The organism is Collinsella sp. LCP19S3_B11, from assembly GCF_052121915.1.
In the GTDB taxonomy this organism is placed as follows: Bacteria; Actinomycetota; Coriobacteriia; order Coriobacteriales; family Coriobacteriaceae; genus Collinsella.
The window spans coordinates 1-18398 of record NZ_JBQKDI010000004.1 but is presented as its reverse complement, the minus strand read 5'-3'; the positions used below and the strand labels follow the sequence as shown (position 1 = coordinate 18398).

The window sequence follows — 18398 nt, the reverse complement described above, 5'->3', positions numbered from 1 at the left end:
TTTAGCCTGAGCAGCCGCTCCCAGGCGCAGGAATTCGTCAACGTGCTCAATATGGTGATGTGACCGGGCGCTTTCGAACACAAAAAACCGGGATGCAAGGAGTCACACCTTGCATCCCGGCTGAGCTAAAACGGCGCTGCTGCATGCCGTTGGAGCTTTAGCGCTTGATCTCGATATCGTCGAGCTTGACGTCCATGGCCTCGGTCTTGGCTTTGGCGATGTCATCGGCAAACTCCAGGGACTTCATCATGGTCTCGACGGCGTCCTTGTGCTCTTCTACGTTGTCGATGCGCACATACACGCTGCCACCGTCAACGTCGGTGAAGTACTCGGTCGTCACACCGCCGGAGTGCGTGAAGTAGGCGCTGCGCCAGGTCTTGCCGTTGTACTTAACGGGGTCGCTCTCGGTCCACCCGGAGTTGGCCTTCCACTTTGCCTCGTAGTCGAACAGCTCGTCGGCGTTCTTGTCAGAGTCGAAGACAGGGATGAAGCGATCGCTGGCGTGCTCGCTCTCGGTGAACTTAAACTGGGCCCTATCGGCGGTGTCGCCAGCGACGTCGGTGATCTCGACGCCCTCGGGGACCTCGACCTTAAACCAGATGAAGTCGGTCCTCATATCCACGGCTGGTTTTTCCGCGCCGCCGCCACCGCCACTGCCGGTAGCGCCACCGCTTCCGCCGCAACCCACCAGGGCAACTGCAGCAAAGAGACTGATGCAGAGGGTGAGAATCGCAAAGGCCTTCTTTTTCATGGTCGTGTCTCCTCATCTGTAACCGCCCATGGATTACCTGCCTTTACTGTACGCGTGGACGGCTCGCTAGGGTGGGCCATGTGTCCCATTCTGAGGGCCAGATTTGCGCCGTTAAGTGGCAATATGTCCGGGCGCAAAAGAGGGGAGAGCCAGCCTTTCCGTCCTTCCACTGGTCCCATGTTTGGTGCGGTGGGGCGGAGCGTAGCCGGGGCTGCGGATCTTGACGACGGACGCATCCGGTTGGTCATCGTGGGTGCCTCGCCACAGCTTTTTGTGTAAAAAGGGGTCCGCACCTTTTGCGGTGCGGACCCCTTTGCGTTGCAACAAGTTGCTGCGGCGTGTTTCGAAGTTGAAATTACTTGCGAACCTTAGACACGACAGCGCTGGCGACAAAGCAGGCGATTGCCATGATGCCCATAGCAGCGACGATGTTGGCGGAGGCGTCACCCGTGTTGGGCAGATCCTGCTTGTTTGCCTTGGTCTTATTTGCAGGCTTGCCGGCAGGCTTGTTGTCGGAAGGCTTGTTGTCGGAAGGCTTGGGCGCGGGCTCGTCCTTCTTCCACTGGGCGTAGAGCGTTACCGGGGCTTCGAGCACAATATCGGCGCCAGCTTCGTAGCTCGTGCCGGAGCCGTCCGCGGCCGTGTTCCAGCCTGCGAAGGAATAGCCCTTGCGTGCCGGCTTATCGGCCGTGACCTTAGTCTTGGCAATGTGCTCGACTTTAGCGAAATCGCCGGTCTGCTTGTCCTCGGAACCGTTCAGGTCGTAGGAGAGATCGTAGGCCTTCTCCTCGAAATCCGGGTTGACGAAGCCGCAGTACCTGCACTTAGGGGTTCCCGTACGAGTCCAAGTGCCTGCGCCGGCAGGGGTCCAGTTGGTGTAGGTGACATCGTAGGCTTTGTCACGCTCGCCGTCGGTGTAGGAGTGGGTCTTCTTCTCGCCGCCGGACCACACGAGCTCGTCGTTGATGTAGACGTCAGTTTTGCCCTTGTTGTTAGTTTCTGCCTTGCCACCAAAGCCAAAGAGCTGCGAGCAGGTGATGTCGTCGCGCGCAGCCGTGACGGTATTATTGCCAGTAATGTTGAGAATGTACTTATTGTCACCCATAGTCGAGTCGTTGATATTCAACGCCTGCTTGCTTTTGTCGCCATTCGAGTTGAACGTGCAATCATTCACGTTAATGGTGACGTTCTGCGTGCTGGCTTCTCTGTAGACGTTGATGACCTTACCGGTTGCGTTAAAGGTGCAGTTGTTAAACGTCATGACCTCCGAGCTGTACGCCCAGAGGGCATAGTCGCCAGTTGGAGGGTAGAACGTCGTCTTCTCGAACTTGGCGGTCTTATAGCCCCAGTAGAACGTTTTGCCTTCAACGATGCAGTTATCGACAACGGTGTTGTCGATGCGGATGAAACCAAGGTAGTCCGCCTTATCGGAGTGCAGCGTCATGTTTTTGAATGTAATGGTCTTGGATCCGTCAAACGAATAATCGCCGTTGTATTCCGTTCCAAAGTTTTCGGGTTTGGGGAATTTAGCGCCAATGCCCCAAACCGTGTCTTTGCCGGAGCCGACAAAAGTGAGGCTCTTGCCAACAGCGAGCTTGCCTTGGTTTTCTACATAAGTAGTGTAATTACCCGGTCCGAGATTAATGATGTCGCCGTCATTTGCCTCTTTAATAGCGACAGTCAAGTTGTCATACGGCTTGTTTTGGGTGGTGTTTGTAACCGTGCCGGTAGTAATCGTGCCGGGGGCACCGTCTGCGAAAGCAGGCGAAGCTACGCCCATCGTGACGAGCGCAACGGCAAACAGCGCTGCGACCGCACGAGAGACCGTTTTCAAAAACGACTTCATGCTGAGACTCCTTCGACTCTAAAAGTATTAAATCAGCATAAATATTATAGAGCTTCTGGCATTTTGCTAAACCCCTATTTCGCGCCTTTATCGGTACGCCAATCTTTCTCACGCTTCTTGCATATTTATTCCGCATACCTGCATCTTTGTTGCATCGGATTGCGCAACAAAGATGCATTTGTTTTGCCGGTGTGGTTTGCGCGATGGCATTTGGTGTGTCTATGGCCCAATGGGCTGGGCGCAAGACTGACCTTGACAGGGGGTCGGGATTGATTGCTTGGCGATAAGCGCAGCGATGTTGCGCCTATCGCCCGCCATAGAAAAGTGCGATAACTGGGCGCACTGACGCGAATGCTCTTATGGGCTAGACTAGGCACCACGAAATACACGATGCGTTCGGGCGGCGCCGACTGTCCGATTAGCTTGGCAAGCATTGAGGGTGCATGCACATGAGCCAAGAGATGATGGATAAGACCTGCCGAGGGTTTGCCGAGGCGCTTGCCGCGCGCGAGCCCGTTCCCGGCGGTGGTAGCGCGAGCGCATTCGTGGGCGCGCTGGGCGCCTCGCTGTGCGGGATGGTTGCTCGCTACGGAGCGACGAATCCCGCCCTTGCCGATCGCGCGGACGATTTGACGCGCGCATTTGCCCAGGCGGATGAGTTGGCGCAGGAACTTGTGGGTCTGGTCGCCGAGGACGTTCGTGCCTACGGGCAGGTGTCCGCGGCGTACGGTATTCCGCGTGACGATCCGGCTCGACCGGCTGCGATTCAGGATGCGCTGCACGTGGCGGCTATGCCACCGTATCGCATTATGGATGCCTGCGGGCGCGCGCTGGCGCTGCTCGAGGACATGGCGGACAAGGGGTCGCGCCAGCTGCTGTCCGACGTGGCTTGTGGCGCCGTGTTCTGCCGCGCCGCCATGCAGGGCGCGAGTCTGACACTCTTTGCCAACACTACGTCTATGAAAGACCGGGCACGCGCCGAGGAGCTCGAGGCGGCGTGCGATGAGCTGCTGGATACGTGGCTGCCGCGTGCCGATGCGCTGGCGCGCCGTGCCGCCGACGCAGCCAGGAAGAGGGGATAGCCATGGCCGAGCTGCTCAAAGGGACTCCCGTTGCCCGTACTTTGACCGAGGAGCTTGCCGCTCGCTGCGTTGCTTTGCGCGAACGCGGCATTGTGCCGACGCTGGCCATCGTTCGTGTGGGCGAGCGCGAGGACGATCTGTCGTACGAGCGCGGCGCCCTCAAGCGCTGTGAAAAGGCTGGCATTGAGGCTCGCCGCGTTTTGCTTCCTGCCGATGCTTCGCAGGATGAGCTGCTGGCGGCTATTAAGGACATCAATGCCGACCCCGCCGTTCATGGCTGCCTAGTGTTTCGCCCGCTGCCCGCTGGGCTTGACGAGGATGCGGTTGCCGCGGCACTCGATCCTGCCAAGGATGTCGACTCCATGACGCCGGCCTCGCTGCTTACCACGCTTTCGGGGCGAGGCGAGGGCTTTGCTCCTTGCACGGCTGAGGCCGTGTTGGCGTTGCTGGACCATTACGGTGTTGAGCTGGATGGGGCCAAGGTCGCGGTCGTCGGTCGGTCTCTGGTGATTGGCCGTCCCGTTGCCGCCATGCTTACGGCTCGCAATGCCACGGTGACGACGTGCCATACGCATACGCGCGACCTTGCTGCCGAGTGTCGTGCGGCTGATGTTGTGGTTGCGGCCGTTGGGCGCGCGCGCACGATTGGCGCGGATGCGGTTCGCGAGGGTCAGACGATCATCGATGTGGGCATTAACTGGGACGAGGCCGCCGGCAAGCTGGTCGGCGACGTCGATTTTGATGCTGCGGAGCCGGTCGTTGGCGCCATCACACCCGTGCCGGGCGGCGTGGGGGCTGTGACCACCGCGATTCTCGCCAAACACGTGATTGAAGCGGCCGAGCGCACATCGAAATAGGCTTTTGACCACGGGGGCTGCCGAGGCTGTGGTTTCGCCCTTTTTGCACCGAAGCGATACACTGTTGCCGTTTGATTTTTTCGCTCAAGGAGGATGCGCATGCCGTGCACAACGATTTTGGTCGGTAAGAACGCGAGCTACGACGGGTCGACGCTGGTTGCCCGCAACGAGGACTCGTCCAATGGGGTGTTTGAGCCCAAGCGCATGCGCGTAGTGCATCCCGACGAGCAGCCGCGTGTCTACACGAGTGTCCTGAGCCACCTGACCGTTGAGCTGCCCGACAATCCCATGCGTTACACAAGCGTCCCCGACGTTGTCCCGGGTCATGGCATTTGGGCCGAGGCCGGTTTCAACGAGCTCAATGTTGGCATGTCCGCAACCGAGACGCTCACCACCAACGAGCGCGTCCGCGGCGCCGATCCGCTCGTGGATTTCGTGCCCGCCAAGGGTAACGAGGGCGAGGACGGCTATGTGCCGGCGCAGCCCGGCGGTTTGGGCGAGGAGGACATGGTGACCCTGGTGCTGCCATACGCCAAATCCGCCCGCGACGGTGTGCGCATTTTGGGCGACCTGCTCGAGCGCTACGGCACCTACGAGAACAACGGCATCGCCTTTAGTGACGTTGACGAGATCTGGTGGCTCGAGACCATCGGTGGCCACCACTGGATCGCCAAGCGCGTGCCCGACGACGCCTATGTGACCATGCCCAACCAGCTGGGTATCGACAGCTTTGACTTGGACGACGCCGAGGGCGCGCAGGTCGACCACATGTGCTCGGCCGACCTGCGCTCCTGGATGGCCGAGTGGCATCTGGACCTGACGTTGGGTGTCGAGGGCGACGGTCCCGCCGCGGTCTTTAACCCGCGCGAGGCCTTTGGCTCGCACAGCGACAGCGACCACGTCTACAACACGCCGCGCGCCTGGTACATGCAGCGCTGCCTCAACCCCAGCGATGTGTGGGACGGTCCCGACGCCGACTACACGCCCGAGAGCGACGACATTCCCTGGAGTCGCGTGCCCGAGCGCAAGGTGACCCTCGAGGACATCAAGTACGTGCTTTCGAGCCACTACCAGGGCACGGAGTACGACTGCTACGGCAGCAAGGGCACACCCGCCACGCGCGGCGCCTATCGTCCCATCGGCATCAACCGCAACAGCCAGCTCGCCGTGCTGCAGCTGCGCCCCTATGCGCAGCCGGCGTATCGCGCCGTGCAGTGGATGGCGTTTGGCTCTAACTCGTTTAACGCGCTTGTACCGCTGTACGCCAACGTCGAGACCATGCCCGAGTACTATGCCGACACGCAGGCTCGCGTGACGTCCGAGAATTTCTATTGGGCGAATCGCCTGATTGGCGCCTTGGCCGATGTCCGCTTCCATGAGTGCGGTCGCGCGGTCGAGGATTATCAGGAGAAGGTTGGCGGCATGGGCCACAAGCAGATTCACGACGTCGACGCCGTTGTAGCCGCACTGCCCGAGGCTGAGGTGCCCGCCGAGCTCGCCCGCGCCAACGAGGCCTTTGCCGAGCTTGTGCGCGTGGAGACCGATGCCCTGTTGGGCAAGGTGCTCTACACCACGAGCTGTGCCATGAAGAATTCCTTCGCGATGAACGATAACATTAGGTAAAAGCCACATTGCAGCGAACGAGCGAGGCAAACGCCGTCAAAGGCTTTGCCTCGCTCGATTTCTATCCCGGTGACAAACGATTTTGTGTCGTTTGCTCAATCTTGGGTACAAGTAGGCCAATGAAGTTGTTCACGATTGGAGCCAACCATGGTTATGAAATTCGATCAGCTTGTTAACGGTGCCATCAACGTGGGCTTCGGTGCCGCCGCCGTTGCCGTCGAGGGCGGCAAGAAGGTCCTCGACGACCTCAATGCCAAGGGCGAGCAGGTGCGCAAGGACGCCGGCACCCCCGATATCGCCCGCAGCGTGTCCGACATGTTCGAACAGGCCGGCGGCACCATCTCCGACCTGACCGAGCGCCTGGGCATGCAGGGCGAGACCGCGGCCCAGCGCGTGCTCGACGAGCTCATCCTCGCCCGCGTGCGCGTCATGACCGCCCCCGAGCGCACGGCCTTTTTGGCCCATGTGCGCGACATCGTCGATTCGGTCGAGGACAACGTGACCTCGGTGCCCGTCGAGTCCGTTGAGCCCGACGACGCAGAGGACGCCGAAGAGGCCGAGTAGCAGCGCAGATGGCAGATTCCACCACCGATTACAGCAATCAAGATCCCTTGGGTGACGAGGCGGCGGTTGTCGATGAGGTCGAGGCCGCCGTCTCGGGCGCTCGCAAGAAGCCGCGCGCTGTCGATATGGTCCCCGAGGAGCCCGACGCGATGGCGCCGGACGAGGAATACCAGCTCACGCCGGCAGGTCGTCGTGAGCGCATCGGTCAGATCGTTCGCCTGATCAAAAAGTACCGCGTGTGGGATAACCTCACGCCGGTGCGCCTGCGTCGTCTGCTCGAAGAGCTCGGCCCCATGTTCGTTAAGATGGGGCAGATTCTGGCTAACCGCTCCGAGATTTTGCCGCAGCGGTTTTGCGACGAGCTGCGCCGTCTGCGCTCCGACGTAGAGCCGGTGCCGTATGAGGTAGTGCTCCGCTGTTTGGAAGAGGAATACGGCCAGCGCCTGGGGCAGATATTCGACGCGATTGACCCCAACCCGCTCGGTAGCGCGTCGCTCGCGCAGGTGCACCGCGCCCGTCTGGTGACTGGCGAGGACGTGGCCGTTAAGGTGCAGCGCCCCGGCGCGCAGCAGGTGATGGCTCAGGACATCGACATCATCCGTTCGGTGGTGCGCATCGTTTCCAAGTTCGTCAACACCGACCAGTTTGTGGACCTGCATGGCGTGGTCGAAGAGCTGTGGACCTCGTTTCGCGAGGAGACCAACTTTTTGGCCGAGGCCCAAAACCTCAACGATTTCTATGACTTCCACAAAAGCGTGCATGGCGTCTCGTGTCCCAAATCCTACTTGGACCTTTGCACCGAACACGTCGTGGTCATGGACTACATCGACGGCATCTCCATTGCCGACCCCAAACGCCTTGAGGCCGAGGGTTATGACTTGGAAAAGATTGGCGCCGCGATCGTCGAGGACTACTCGACGCAGGTGCTCGACGACGGCTTTTTCCATGCCGACCCGCATGCGGGAAACATTATCCTCAAGGACGGCATCGTCTACTTTATCGACCTGGGCATGGTCGGGCGCATGTCGAGTCACGACCGCGGTATCGTCAAGGATATGATTTTCGCCGTGGCCGAAGGTGACGTTCCCAAGCTCAAGGATTCGCTTATGCGCTTTGCCGTGACGCGCGGCGATTCTGCCGAGCTCGACCATTCGGCCTTTTTGTCCGACTTGGACTTTATCGTCGCCGACTTTGCAGGGCTCGACCTTAAGGACCTGGATATCGGCGAGTTTTTAACCTCGCTGTTAAATCTGGCGCGCAAAAACGACGTTGAGCTGCCGAGCGTGGTGACGATGTTCGCGCGTGGCATGGTGACACTCGAGGGTCTGCTGACCGAGTATATGCCCGACGTCAACATGATCCAGATCATCCAGACGCACATCAAAAACGAGAAGAGCACCTATGCGCGCGTCCGCGAAATGGGGCACGATCTTGCCGCGAGCAGCTATCGCGCGGCAAAAGGCTCGCTCGAGGCGGCCGAGTATCTGGGCTTGGCGTCGCGCATGCTCACGCGCGGCCAGCTTAAGGTGAACACGCAGATCATGAGCAGCGATAAGGCGCTGCGACAGCTGGGTGGAATTGTCGACCGCATGTCGATGGCAATTGTGATCGCCGGCCTGTTTATCGGCTCGTCGGTGGTGTACTACGCGCGCATCGAGCCGGTTGTGTTCGGTATCCCGGTCATTGGCTTTATGGGCTACGTGAGTGCGCTGGCGCTGGCGCTGATGCTGGGCCGCGAGATCTGGCGCAACAGTCACGGCGGCAAGCGGTAGAGACTGCGACCGTCACCGCATTCTCCTATCGCAAACCATAGCTTTTACCTTGGGCTTCGCCTGCGTGCGGGGTCCTTTTGCGTGCTACCATATTGACAGTAATAATCGATGGCCTAGATGGTGGTGCGGAGACGCACGAATGCGCGGTTTTCCTGCGCGTTTGGGAGAATCGGGGTGCAAGTCCCCGGCTGTACCAGTAACCGTAATTCCTCTTGGCCCGGGATGGTCGCGCCGCAGATCGGACGGCGCGCCCGGGTCGGTAAGGTTAAGTCGGATCGCCTCCCATCTTGCACGCGGCCGCGGCGCATGCCGCCGGTACGCGTTGGGCTCTGGAGGGAAGGGGGGACCCCGATGGGGGTACTCGAGCGCAATGTGCGCGATGACGTGGGGCAGCCGCTGGGCTATGCTCCAAGTGTAGACAGTAGGAGACAAATGGATATGTTTGAGGACGAGTGCCAGCGCGCCTCGTGGCGTCGTCATGGAGCGATTGCCCGCGGCATAGCCAAGCGCGGTCTGGTGGCGTTCCTGGCTTTTGCCATGGCTTTTGGTACCACGCCGGCGCAACTTTGGGCCGAGGGCACCGAGGGCATTGCCGAGACTGTGGCCCAGGCTGCGACGGGCGGCGAGGGCGCGGCTGCCGAAGGCGCCGACGATGATGCCGCCGAAAATGCCGCTGGCAGCGATAACGCGACGGCTGGTGATGCTGTCAATACAGAGGGTTCGGCTGCGCCGGTATCCGTCGCTTCCGAGCAGGGCGATGCGTCCGACTCCGTCGCCGTTTCCGCACGTTCGGCATATGTGACCGTTAACTCGGCTGAAATTATTGATGCTGACGGCAAGGGGCTTGCCTATGGCAGCGGTATCGCCAAGGTTGGCGATACCGTTAAGGTCGCAGCCTATTATTGGGACGACTACGACTGGGACGACGTCGAGATTTCCCAGACCGAGTACGCGAAACTGGGTTACCAGTGGTATGTCGGCAATAGCCAGTCTGCCGCTCCGACGGCGTCGGGCTACACCGCTATCGAAGGCGCAACTGCTCGTGAGCTCAAGCTGACCTCCAATCTTGCCGGCAAGTATGTCGCATGCCGTGTTACGTATGGCGCCGGCGCCGGCGACTACGAGTTCACGGCAAGCCTCAAGTATCCCGTAGAGGCTTCTGCCGAGCCCGAGGCCCCCAAGTCTGATGAGGCTAAGAAACTGGACGAGGCGGTTGCGAAGCTCAAAGCCGATGGCTATTCAGGCTGGTATCCCAATCCATCCCAGGGAACCGATACCAACATCTGCTCCATGCTTTCGGCGAAGCTTGCCAACTTGGGCTACTCGGATATCAAGGTTTCGCTTGCGGGCGTAACCTATGGCGGCCGCGATCCCAAGCAGGATGGTGGCATCGCGGATGATGGAAAGATCTCCTATTTCTTCCTGTCTCCTGCAGATAAGACTTCCGCGCTTGATTACTCGCTGCTTCGCCAGTTTACGCCGACGTATACGCTGACGCTTGGCTCCGAGAGTGTGTCGTATACACCCGGTCGCGCATCGACGCTCGCATGGGACGGCGGCAAGGTCATCGCCTATCTTAAGGCGGCATGGGCTCATGCTGAGGGTCTGCCCGACGAGATTGAGGCGGGCGTCACGCAGGGAACGCTTCCCAGCTCAATCAGCATCAACGGTATAAAGGTTGCTTCTATTGACTGGATGAGTCTTGATGACTCTGTTGCCAAGGTGAATTCCAGCTACGGCGATCCGACGGTTACGTATACTCACGGTATGACCGACCAGACTGCTTGGCTCACGGCTACGCTCTCGCTGGCGGTTCCTGGCTACAATAATGCCCCGTCAAACGGGACGGCTTATCTTGTCACCTATACCGTCAAGGCGAAAACTCAGGAGCAGATCGATGCCGAAAAGGCCGAGCTGTCAGCTGCGCTTGACCGCATTGTGCTCAAGGATTTCGCTACCCAAAAGGTAATCGATGCCAATGCCGTTGAGGGCGACATCCAGCTGCCCAATACCCGTCGTTCTGGCATCGACGCTCCATCCGGCGCCAAACTCTCCTACGCATCGAACAATGAGGCTGTTGCGAAGGTCAACGGCTACCGCGTGGTTGTTACCCGTGATACCAAAGGCGTCTCGAATGAAGTAGTTATTACGGCTACGCTTGCCAAGGACGGCATAACCGTAACGCGCGACATCGTCATCAAGGTTAAGCCCATCGACGATTCCGAGATTGACCAAGCTGTGGCATTTATGCAGCAGGTCAAGGATGCCTACGCAAAGTCTCTGCTCGGCGCTAACGCTTCGGTTGACGCGGTTACCGAGAATCTGTCGACCTTTGCCGAGGCGGTGCCTACGGCAGACGGCGGCATCGAGTACCGCAAGGGTAAGGACAGCAAGCTGTCCGGCGTTGTGGCAGCAGACCTTCCTGGATACGACGCGATGTCGGGGAACGACTGGCGCACGTATCGTACGAGCGACACCTCGGTCATCTCGAACGAAAATCTAAAGGTGACGCGCCCCAAGGCCGATACCCTTGTTACGGTCGAGAGCAACCTGACGTACGCCAAGTACGAATCTCTGGCGAAGGCGCATCCCGAGAACGCTAAGCTGCAGAGCCTCATTAACCAGAGCGTTAAAGCGACGTATCGCGTTGTTGGTACGGCCGATCATTCCGACCCCAAGATTTCCGTTGCCTTTAAGCTCGTCGGCGTCGACGCCAACGGCAACGACGAGGTTTGGGCCGATTCCGCCAAGAGCGTCGTTTACGGCTCGACTGCCGGCGATGTGATTGAAGACGCCTTAAAGGGCATGACCCATACCGCGACCGGTGTGGGCACGGCAGGGTACTATCTGAGTGATATCACTTCGGCGGATGGTCGCAAGCTGGGCTGGGATGCGTCGACGGGCAAGTACTGGCAGCTTTTTGTTAACGGGAAGGCGTCTGAGGTCGGCGCCGGCCAGGTTCACCTCGCCCCCGGCGATAGCGTCGTGCTGTATTACTCCGCCTTTGGCGCAAGCCTTGACGATGCGAGTAAGGCTACCGTCAAAGCCTCGGTGAGCTTCATCGGACCGGATGAGAATGGCGGCAACTCCGTATGGGCGTTTGCCAGCGACGTCAAGATGTCTGATGGATCCACCGCTGCCGATCTTACCGAGCAGGAGCTCAAGGCCGCAGGTCTCACCTATGACAGCCAGGATACGTCCGGTGCGTCGTTCTACCTTGCCAGCATCACCCGCAACGGCAAGACCTATGGCTGGGACCAGTCGACCGGTAGGTACTGGCAGCTCTATGTCAACGGCGAGTATTCTCAAAAGATGGCGGGCCAGATTACCCTCAAGCCGGGAGACAAGGTTCAGTGGGTCTACACTGCAGATAACGAGAAGCCCCTCGAGGGCCTCATCGTCAATCCCTTCGCTTCGCGTCCGGACTGGACCGCAAGCTGGAACGGCTTTGGCAATGCGGGCGGCACGACGCTCGTGAACACGCCGACGCCCACCGAGTCTGCCGCGGAGCTGTGGAAGGTCAATCTGGCCACGGCTGCCGATAAGTGGGTTTCGCTGGGCGACCCCATCATTGCGGGCGGCTACGTTTTCGTTACCACGAACTCCGAGCTCGTCAAGATCGACAACGCGGGCAAGGTTGTTGCGCGCGTTTCCAAGGGCGGGACCACTAACTATTTCTCGCGTCCTGTGTACGCGGATGGTCTGATTATCTCGGCAAACGACGATGGTTCCGTGTACGCCTTTTCTGCCGAGACACTTGAGTGCGTGTGGAAGACCTCTGCGCTCGAGGCTCCTGCCGCGGGCGGGCGCTATCAGGCGAATTCGACCATGACGGTAGCGAACGGCTGTGTATACGCCGAGTTTGTCACGGGTGCCGGCGCTTCCGGTACCGCAACGGGCGGGGCCATGGTTTGCATCGATATTGCGACGGGCAAGATCGTCTGGTCGGATGTCATCACAAAGACCGGTTCCTCGACCGGCGAGGGTTACTACTGGGCGGGTGCCGCCGCTTCCGGCTCCGATCTTGTTATCGGTGACGAGAGCGGCTGCGTGAAGCTCATTGACGGCAAATCCGGCAAGGTCAAATCTTCTGTGAGCCTGTCTGGAAATCCCGTTCGTGCAACGATCGTTTCTGCCGGTACCGAGGGTGGCAACCCGGTCTTTTTGGCGATCGGTCGTCAGCCGGCTACGCTCTATAAGATCGTTCGCGAAGGCGATGCCCTTCGTCTTGCTGACTCCTGTGAGTTCGCAAAGGTCTCGACCTCTACGCCTGCCGTGGCAAACGGCAAGGTCTATGTTGGCGGAAGCGACTCCTCGAATAACGGCCAGTTCACGGTTGTCGACCTTGCGTCCATGAAGGTCGAGAAAACTCTCGATATGGGCAAAATGGCCGAGGTCAAAGCCTCTCCGATTGCATCTGTGCAGGGCAGCGATGTCTACGTGTACTTTACCTGCAACAAGACTCCGGGCGCTGTCTACTGCTTTAACCAGTCAACTGGCGAGGCTGTGGAGATCTATACGCCGTCTGGCTCCAATGCGAACTATTGCACTGCAAGCGTGATCGCCGATGTCCAGGGCAACCTTTACTACACCAACGATTCCGGTACGCTATTTGCTCTCAAGGCTGCTCCGGGTTATACGGTGGCCTTCGATACGCGCGGTGGCAGCACGGTTCCCAGCGCTATGACCGCACAAAACAAGACCATGATTGCCCCTGCGAACCCCGAGCGCTCCGGTTACACCTTTGCAGGCTGGTATAAGGATGCCGATTGTAATCAGGCTTGGAATTTCTCCAAAGACGTCGTGACGGCCGATATGACGCTCTACGCCAAGTGGACCAAGAATGCCGTTAACCCTGGCGGTAACGGTGGCTCTGGCTCCAATGGCGGCTCGGGTAATGCCGGTGCTGGTTCTGGTTCCGGTAACGGCACAAACGGCCAGCAGAGCGGCGGCGCTGTTTCGCCTGGGCAGAAGCCGGTGTCGTCGACCACGACCGAGACCAAGGACGGCAAGGATTCCAAGAAGGATTCCGGCAAGGGCGACAAGAAGGACAGCAAGAAGTCTGACAAGAAGTCCGGCAAGTCCAGCTCCAAGTCCGATACGGGCTCGGCTGCCGCGACTACCGCTAAGAAGTCCGCTGAGGCTCTGGCGCAGCAGTCTGGCTTCAACCCGCTCGCCATTGTCGGCGTAGCGGCCGGCGTGATCGGGCTTGCGGTCATTGGCGTGTTCGTGTTTACCAAGCGCCGGTAGGTGAGAGCTGTGTCCAATAAACCTCAGGATGCCGACTCCAAGCAACCCGACTCGTCGTTCATTCAGCTCGACGATGCTAAGCAAAAGGGCGCCGCCTCGGCGGCGTCCGCCCCTCGGCGCAAGGCGCTGCTTGGCTCTCTGACGGCCGTCTGCATCGCGCTGATTGTCGTCTCGCTGGGCTTTGTTCACCCTTCCGCCAGCGGTGCCTGGTCCATCGATTGGATCACTCGGGCCGTGGCGGGGAGGAGCGTTGCCGACTCTGGCTCTATCGCCTCTCGCAAGATGGAGACAGCGGGCTCCTCGTCTTCCGACGCTGTGGACTCCGAGTCCAAGGACTCGAATGAATCGGATTCCAAGGACGCTTCCGAGTCTTCGGACAAGAAGTCGGGCAAGGAATCGAAAGAGAAGAAGTCCGAAGACAAGGGCGGCAAGAAGTCCAACAACGCGTCTGCCGGACAGGACTCCGAATCCGCTGGTGGATCGAGTTCTTCAAACGGCTCCTCTTCGGGCGGCGGCTCGGTGTCTGACGGTGGGTCTGTATCCAAAGGCGACAGCGCCTCTGCTGGCAATCAGGGCGGCTCGCAGCAGCCTGGCTACATTACTGTGACGGTCTCTGTGACGTCGAGTGCCGTGGGCAATCCTGTGTCTTCTGGCGGTACGTTCACCTTCAACGAGGGCGCTACGGCCTACGATGCTTTGTGTGCACTGGGCCTTTCCGTCAATGCGCACGGTTCGTCGTACGGCACATATGTCGCCGCTATCGGTGGTTTGGCTGAGAAGGAGCACGGTGGTACAAGCGGCTGGATGTATTCCGTCAACGGCGTAACGCCCAACACGGCTTGCAGCAACTATGTTCTCTCCAATGGCGACAGCGTGGTCTGGTATTACGTAACGGGCTAAATGCCTTGACATACCGCACGGAGCGGGCGGTTCGGACCAACACCCGAGCCGCCCGCTTTTAATACGGATGGGATGGGGTTCCTCAATCGAGGCTCAACCGGAAATTGCATCCCACCCTGAAGGTGAATTCCGGGACATACTTTCCGCTAGGACGGCGTTGCGGAAGCTGCATCCCATTCTGAGGCTGCAATCTGGGATACACTTTCCGGAACGGCGTTCATGGGGAAACTGCGTCCCATTCATGCACCGTAGCCCGCCTTCCTCGGCAGACTCTGCAAACAAAAAGCCGGTTGGAACGAGAATTCCAACCGGCTGCGAAGCGAGATTATGTTTGGCCGTCTACGACCGTGCGCCTTCGAGGAAAAAGCGACGGCTAAAGTAGTTGTACCAGGTGACCAGGAACGTGGCGATGGCCTTCATGGCCTGGTAGCCGATGCTCAAAAACGTGACGCCCACAAACATGTACAGGTCGTTGAGGCCCAGACCGATCACCGACAGGATGGTAAAAATCGTGAACTCGCGCTTACGGCTCATGCCCTCGCGATGGTCGAACACGTACTTCATGCTGAGCCAGTAGTTGACCACGACGGACGTGGTAAACGAGACCGTCGTGCTCATCAAAAAGTCGAGGTGAAACAGCTCGACGAGCGCAATAAGCATGCCCCAGTCGACGCCAAAGGAGATAAGACCCACGACAGCGAACTTGAGGAACTGCTTGGTATGAGGTTGTGCCAGCGCGTTGCGCACGTAATCACATCCAATGCGTTGATGAATCGAGCAACAAGATACTTTAGAGCTTTTGCATGGCAAACGTAAGGTCTTTGGCAAGAACTATACGAACTCGCCAAATATTCAAGTGGAAATCCGCAAACGCTGCAAATCTTCCCGTAAACGAGCAAGGCTCAGGCAACGCTGCGCTTGACGCGCGTCATCCGCAGATCCCCGTGGTGCAACGAGGAGGCCGACCTATTTGGCCTGCTCGCCCTCTAGGAAGATCTTTCGCGTTACAAAGTTGTAGACCATGACGAGCGCGGTAGCGCAAATCTTGGCGATATTGGCCTCGAGGCCCAGGCCGGCGTTGAGGGCAAGCACGATGCCGTCGTTGAGCGCCAGGCCAATAACGGATAGCACGACAAAGATGATGAACTCGCGGCGGCGGCTCATGCCCTCCTTGTGTGCAAACACGTACTTCATGCTCGCGACGTAGTTAAAGATGAGCGAGACGATAAAACCGCTGGTGTTGGCGATCAAGATGTTGAGGCCCAGGCCGTAGTGGAGCAGATTCATGATGCCAAAGTCGATGACGGTGGCAACGACGCCGACGACGCCAAACTTTATGATCTGCGCAAGGAGCTTTTGCATGGTACCTGCCTTAGGGTGGCGCCGGGGCGCCGCGGGGATGACAAACCTAGCAAGTTTAACCAATCCCCACAGGCGGGGCTAGGAGCGCTCCTCGATAGCACCGTTTCTATATGCATCGAGGAGCTGGCGCAGGTCTTGGATCTGACTGCGAATCTTGACGCCGGTATCGGTGTCGCTCACCATGCGGCGCCGGTCGGCCTCGTCAAAGCGGTTGGTCTCGCTCTCGATATCGATGTTGCGGGTGAGCGCCTCGGCAACGCTGGTAAAGGCCTGGTGCGACTTGAGGCGGCATCCGCGCGAGCTCGAGATGAGCGTGTAGCCGGCGATGCCCGTTTTGGGGTGGTAGGCGCGACAGAAACCGCCGTCGATGACCAGCAACTTTCCGTTGGCGCGGATGGGCTGCTCGCCCTTGGTGGTCTTGACGGGCGTATGGCCGTTGATGATATGGCCCGTCGGCGAGCAAGCCATGGGGGCGACGCCAAACTCCCGCATGATGTCGTCGCAAACGGACGAGGACGTGGTGAGCGTGTAGTACGGGTCCATCGGCTCGACCCACGTGCTCTTATCGGCAATGTAGGCGCGCTCGAAGGTGCGCACCACGCGTCCGCTGGCGGGTGAGTTAAAGCCGATCCACAGGTACCACATCCAATCGAGGGCATCGCGGTCGCCGACGCGCCAGGCGCGACGGGCGATATAGTCGCAAAAATCAAAATAATCGCGGCCGGCGTGCCAGGTACCCAGGCAGTTCATGCTGCTAAAGGTGCCGTCTTCGTTGAGCGGTACGCAGCCGTGGAACAGCAGATTGCCGTTGGCGACCTTATACATGGAGCCGTGGGTATAGAGGAAATCGATGTGGCGATGCAGATGATCGGCGGTGACAAACTCGGACACGAGCTTGTCGATGATGTGCTGCTCCTCGGGCGTGAGCGTGTAGGGGTCCGCTGGATCGACGGTGGGGAAGTCGTTAGTCGTGAGCGGCCACACGCTGCCATCGGCGAGGGTGACCGTGCCGGCATCGTGATCGACCTTGTCGAGCAGTAGACGGTCGGCCATGTCGAACTCGGGGTGGCGCTGGATAATCTGGCCCTCGAGCTTAAAGAGTAGAACGTTGATGGCTTTGATGAGCGGGCTGATGGGCTCGCCGGCGGTATAGGTGGCGTTGGCAAAGGCGACAAGCTCGCGCAGCGAGATGCCGTAGTCGTTCTCGAGAATCTCGTAGTTGTCGTAGCGCAGGTTGTTGCGTAGCACCGTGGCGATGCAGGCGGGCTCGCCGGCAGCGGCGCCCATCCACAACAGGTCGTGATTGCCCCACTGAATATCGAGCGAATGATAGGTGAGCAGGCGGTCCATAATCTTGGCCGCGCCGCCGCCGCGGTCGAAGATGTCGCCCACCAAGTGCAGGTGGTCCACAGCGAGGCGCTTGATGAGCGAGGCGAGCGACTCGATAAAGTCGTCGGCGCTGGCGGTCTCCAAGATGGATTCGATAATGCGCTCGTGATAACGCACGCGGTAGTTGTTCTCGTCCGGATGCGTGTGCAGCAGCTCGTCGATGATGTAGGCGTAATCGCGCGGGATGGCCTTACGTACCTTGGAGCGGGTGTAGCGGCTCGAAAGCGAGCGGGCAACCACAATGAGCTGGTTGAGCATGGTCTTGTACCAGGTGGGCGAGTCCTCGTGCCGGCTGCGGACCAGATCGATCTTCTCGCGCGGGTAGTAGATGAGCGTGCACAGCTCGCCCTTTTCGTTAAAGGAGAGCGTGTCGCCAAAGATTTCGTCGACATGCTCGCGCACGACGCCCGAGCAGTTGTTGAGGATGTGCATAAAGGCTTCGTACTCGCCATGCACATCGCTCATAAAATGCTCGGTGCCCTTGGGCAGGTTGAGGATGGCCGAGAGGTTGATGATCTCGGTGAATGCGGATTGCTCGGTGGGGAACTGTCTCGACAGCAGGCGCAGATACTTGAAGTCTTGCGGATTGCGATCGAATGCGACCATGAAACACCTTCCGATGTGGTTGGTAAAACTGATAAACAGCGTCAAACGTTTATCAGTATGCGCCGCTTTTGTTTCAATTGGGGTTAGGAGATTGAATTGTTGGCCGAACGGTTTGCTACCTTGATTATCAACTTTATCCGAACACCTCCCACATTCATCCGCACATGTGCGGATGAATGTGGGAACCCGATACCCTGAGGGCCGGATCGGTGGATTGGCAACACCTATTTGGACGATTCCGGGAGGGACAGCCCCGCCTCCCTGAACTCGACCGGAGACATGTAACCCAGCGTCGAGTGGATCCTGAAGTTGTTGTACCAGTGCACGTAGTCCGAGAGCTTGGCCCGGAGCTCGCGCGTCGTGCCGAACGTCTCGCGGTGGACGAGCTCGGCCTTC

General features: G+C 59.3%; 13 protein-coding genes. 7 read left to right on the top strand and 6 right to left on the bottom strand.

Annotated elements, in window-relative coordinates; all coding sequences use genetic code 11:
* Positions 1–157: 157 nt before the first annotated feature.
* Together ACTQV4_RS03430 and ACTQV4_RS03425 are read right to left on the bottom strand one after the other, a co-directional pair.
* Entirely contained in the window at positions 158–751 is a 594-nt protein-coding gene (locus tag ACTQV4_RS03430; protein WP_441042047.1) for a hypothetical protein, read from the bottom strand.
* A 355-nt stretch (positions 752–1106) separates the two neighbouring features.
* Positions 1107–2597: an InlB B-repeat-containing protein gene (locus tag ACTQV4_RS03425; RefSeq protein WP_441569289.1), complete on the bottom strand. Its 1491-nt coding sequence runs from the start codon at positions 2595–2597 to the stop codon at positions 1107–1109.
* A gap of 449 nt (positions 2598–3046) precedes the next feature.
* On the opposite strand from ACTQV4_RS03425, the gene ACTQV4_RS03420 reads away from it, so the two are divergent.
* The 7 genes from ACTQV4_RS03420 to ACTQV4_RS03390 all read left to right on the top strand — a co-directional run bounded on the left by ACTQV4_RS03420 (position 3047) and on the right by ACTQV4_RS03390 (position 14645).
* Complete coding sequence (locus ACTQV4_RS03420) at positions 3047–3679, top strand: cyclodeaminase/cyclohydrolase family protein (protein WP_427795748.1); 633 nt, start codon at positions 3047–3049, stop codon at positions 3677–3679.
* A 2-nt stretch (positions 3680–3681) separates the two neighbouring features.
* Positions 3682–4536 (top strand): bifunctional 5,10-methylenetetrahydrofolate dehydrogenase/5,10-methenyltetrahydrofolate cyclohydrolase, encoded by an 855-nt coding sequence (locus ACTQV4_RS03415; RefSeq protein WP_441569288.1) that lies wholly within the window; start codon positions 3682–3684, stop codon positions 4534–4536.
* A gap of 99 nt (positions 4537–4635) precedes the next feature.
* On the top strand, positions 4636–6159 hold the full coding sequence (locus ACTQV4_RS03410) for a C69 family dipeptidase (protein WP_441569287.1): 1524 nt from the start codon (positions 4636–4638) through the stop codon (positions 6157–6159).
* A 147-nt stretch (positions 6160–6306) separates the two neighbouring features.
* The gene (locus ACTQV4_RS03405) at positions 6307–6723 is read left to right on the top strand and encodes a hypothetical protein (protein ID WP_154515830.1); all 417 of its coding nucleotides are present in this window, start codon (positions 6307–6309) and stop codon (positions 6721–6723) included.
* A gap of 8 nt (positions 6724–6731) precedes the next feature.
* On the top strand, positions 6732–8495 hold the full coding sequence (locus ACTQV4_RS03400; protein ID WP_441546377.1) for an ABC1 kinase family protein: 1764 nt from the start codon (positions 6732–6734) through the stop codon (positions 8493–8495).
* A gap of 432 nt (positions 8496–8927) precedes the next feature.
* Positions 8928–13745, top strand: coding sequence for a DUF4430 domain-containing protein (locus ACTQV4_RS03395; RefSeq protein ID WP_441569286.1), 4818 nt, complete (start codon positions 8928–8930; stop codon positions 13743–13745).
* A 9-nt stretch (positions 13746–13754) separates the two neighbouring features.
* Positions 13755–14645: a DUF4430 domain-containing protein gene (locus ACTQV4_RS03390; RefSeq protein WP_441546379.1), complete on the top strand. Its 891-nt coding sequence runs from the start codon at positions 13755–13757 to the stop codon at positions 14643–14645.
* A gap of 339 nt (positions 14646–14984) precedes the next feature.
* Here the strand turns inward: ACTQV4_RS03390 and ACTQV4_RS03385 are convergent, their stop codons facing one another.
* The 4 genes from ACTQV4_RS03385 to ACTQV4_RS03370 all read right to left on the bottom strand — a co-directional run.
* The gene (locus ACTQV4_RS03385; RefSeq protein WP_370450581.1) at positions 14985–15392 is read right to left on the bottom strand and encodes a GtrA family protein; all 408 of its coding nucleotides are present in this window, start codon (positions 15390–15392) and stop codon (positions 14985–14987) included.
* A gap of 219 nt (positions 15393–15611) precedes the next feature.
* The gene (locus tag ACTQV4_RS03380; protein ID WP_427719820.1) at positions 15612–16007 is read right to left on the bottom strand and encodes a GtrA family protein; all 396 of its coding nucleotides are present in this window, start codon (positions 16005–16007) and stop codon (positions 15612–15614) included.
* A 78-nt stretch (positions 16008–16085) separates the two neighbouring features.
* On the bottom strand, positions 16086–18002 hold the full coding sequence (locus tag ACTQV4_RS03375) for a fructose-1,6-bisphosphatase (RefSeq protein ID WP_441546380.1): 1917 nt from the start codon (positions 18000–18002) through the stop codon (positions 16086–16088).
* Between the two features lie 224 nt (positions 18003–18226).
* A partial coding sequence (locus tag ACTQV4_RS03370; protein WP_441569141.1) for an IS3 family transposase occupies positions 18227–18398 on the bottom strand: 172 nt, incomplete at its 5' end.

Bases quoted from the DNA above. Each gene is read 5' to 3' on its own strand.
- ACTQV4_RS03430 (WP_441042047.1), bottom strand. From the start codon at position 751: ATGAAAAAGAAGGCCTTTGCGATTCTCACCCTCTGCATCAGTCTCTTT.
- ACTQV4_RS03425 (WP_441569289.1), bottom strand. From the start codon at position 2,597: ATGAAGTCGTTTTTGAAAACGGTCTCTCGTGCGGTCGCAGCGCTGTTT.
- ACTQV4_RS03420 (WP_427795748.1), top strand. From the start codon at position 3,047: ATGAGCCAAGAGATGATGGATAAGACCTGCCGAGGGTTTGCCGAGGCG.
- ACTQV4_RS03415 (WP_441569288.1), top strand. From the start codon at position 3,682: ATGGCCGAGCTGCTCAAAGGGACTCCCGTTGCCCGTACTTTGACCGAG.
- ACTQV4_RS03410 (WP_441569287.1), top strand. From the start codon at position 4,636: ATGCCGTGCACAACGATTTTGGTCGGTAAGAACGCGAGCTACGACGGG.
- ACTQV4_RS03405 (WP_154515830.1), top strand. From the start codon at position 6,307: ATGGTTATGAAATTCGATCAGCTTGTTAACGGTGCCATCAACGTGGGC.
- ACTQV4_RS03400 (WP_441546377.1), top strand. From the start codon at position 6,732: ATGGCAGATTCCACCACCGATTACAGCAATCAAGATCCCTTGGGTGAC.
- ACTQV4_RS03395 (WP_441569286.1), top strand. From the start codon at position 8,928: ATGGATATGTTTGAGGACGAGTGCCAGCGCGCCTCGTGGCGTCGTCAT.
- ACTQV4_RS03380 (WP_427719820.1), bottom strand. From the start codon at position 16,007: ATGCAAAAGCTCCTTGCGCAGATCATAAAGTTTGGCGTCGTCGGCGTC.
- ACTQV4_RS03375 (WP_441546380.1), bottom strand. From the start codon at position 18,002: ATGGTCGCATTCGATCGCAATCCGCAAGACTTCAAGTATCTGCGCCTG.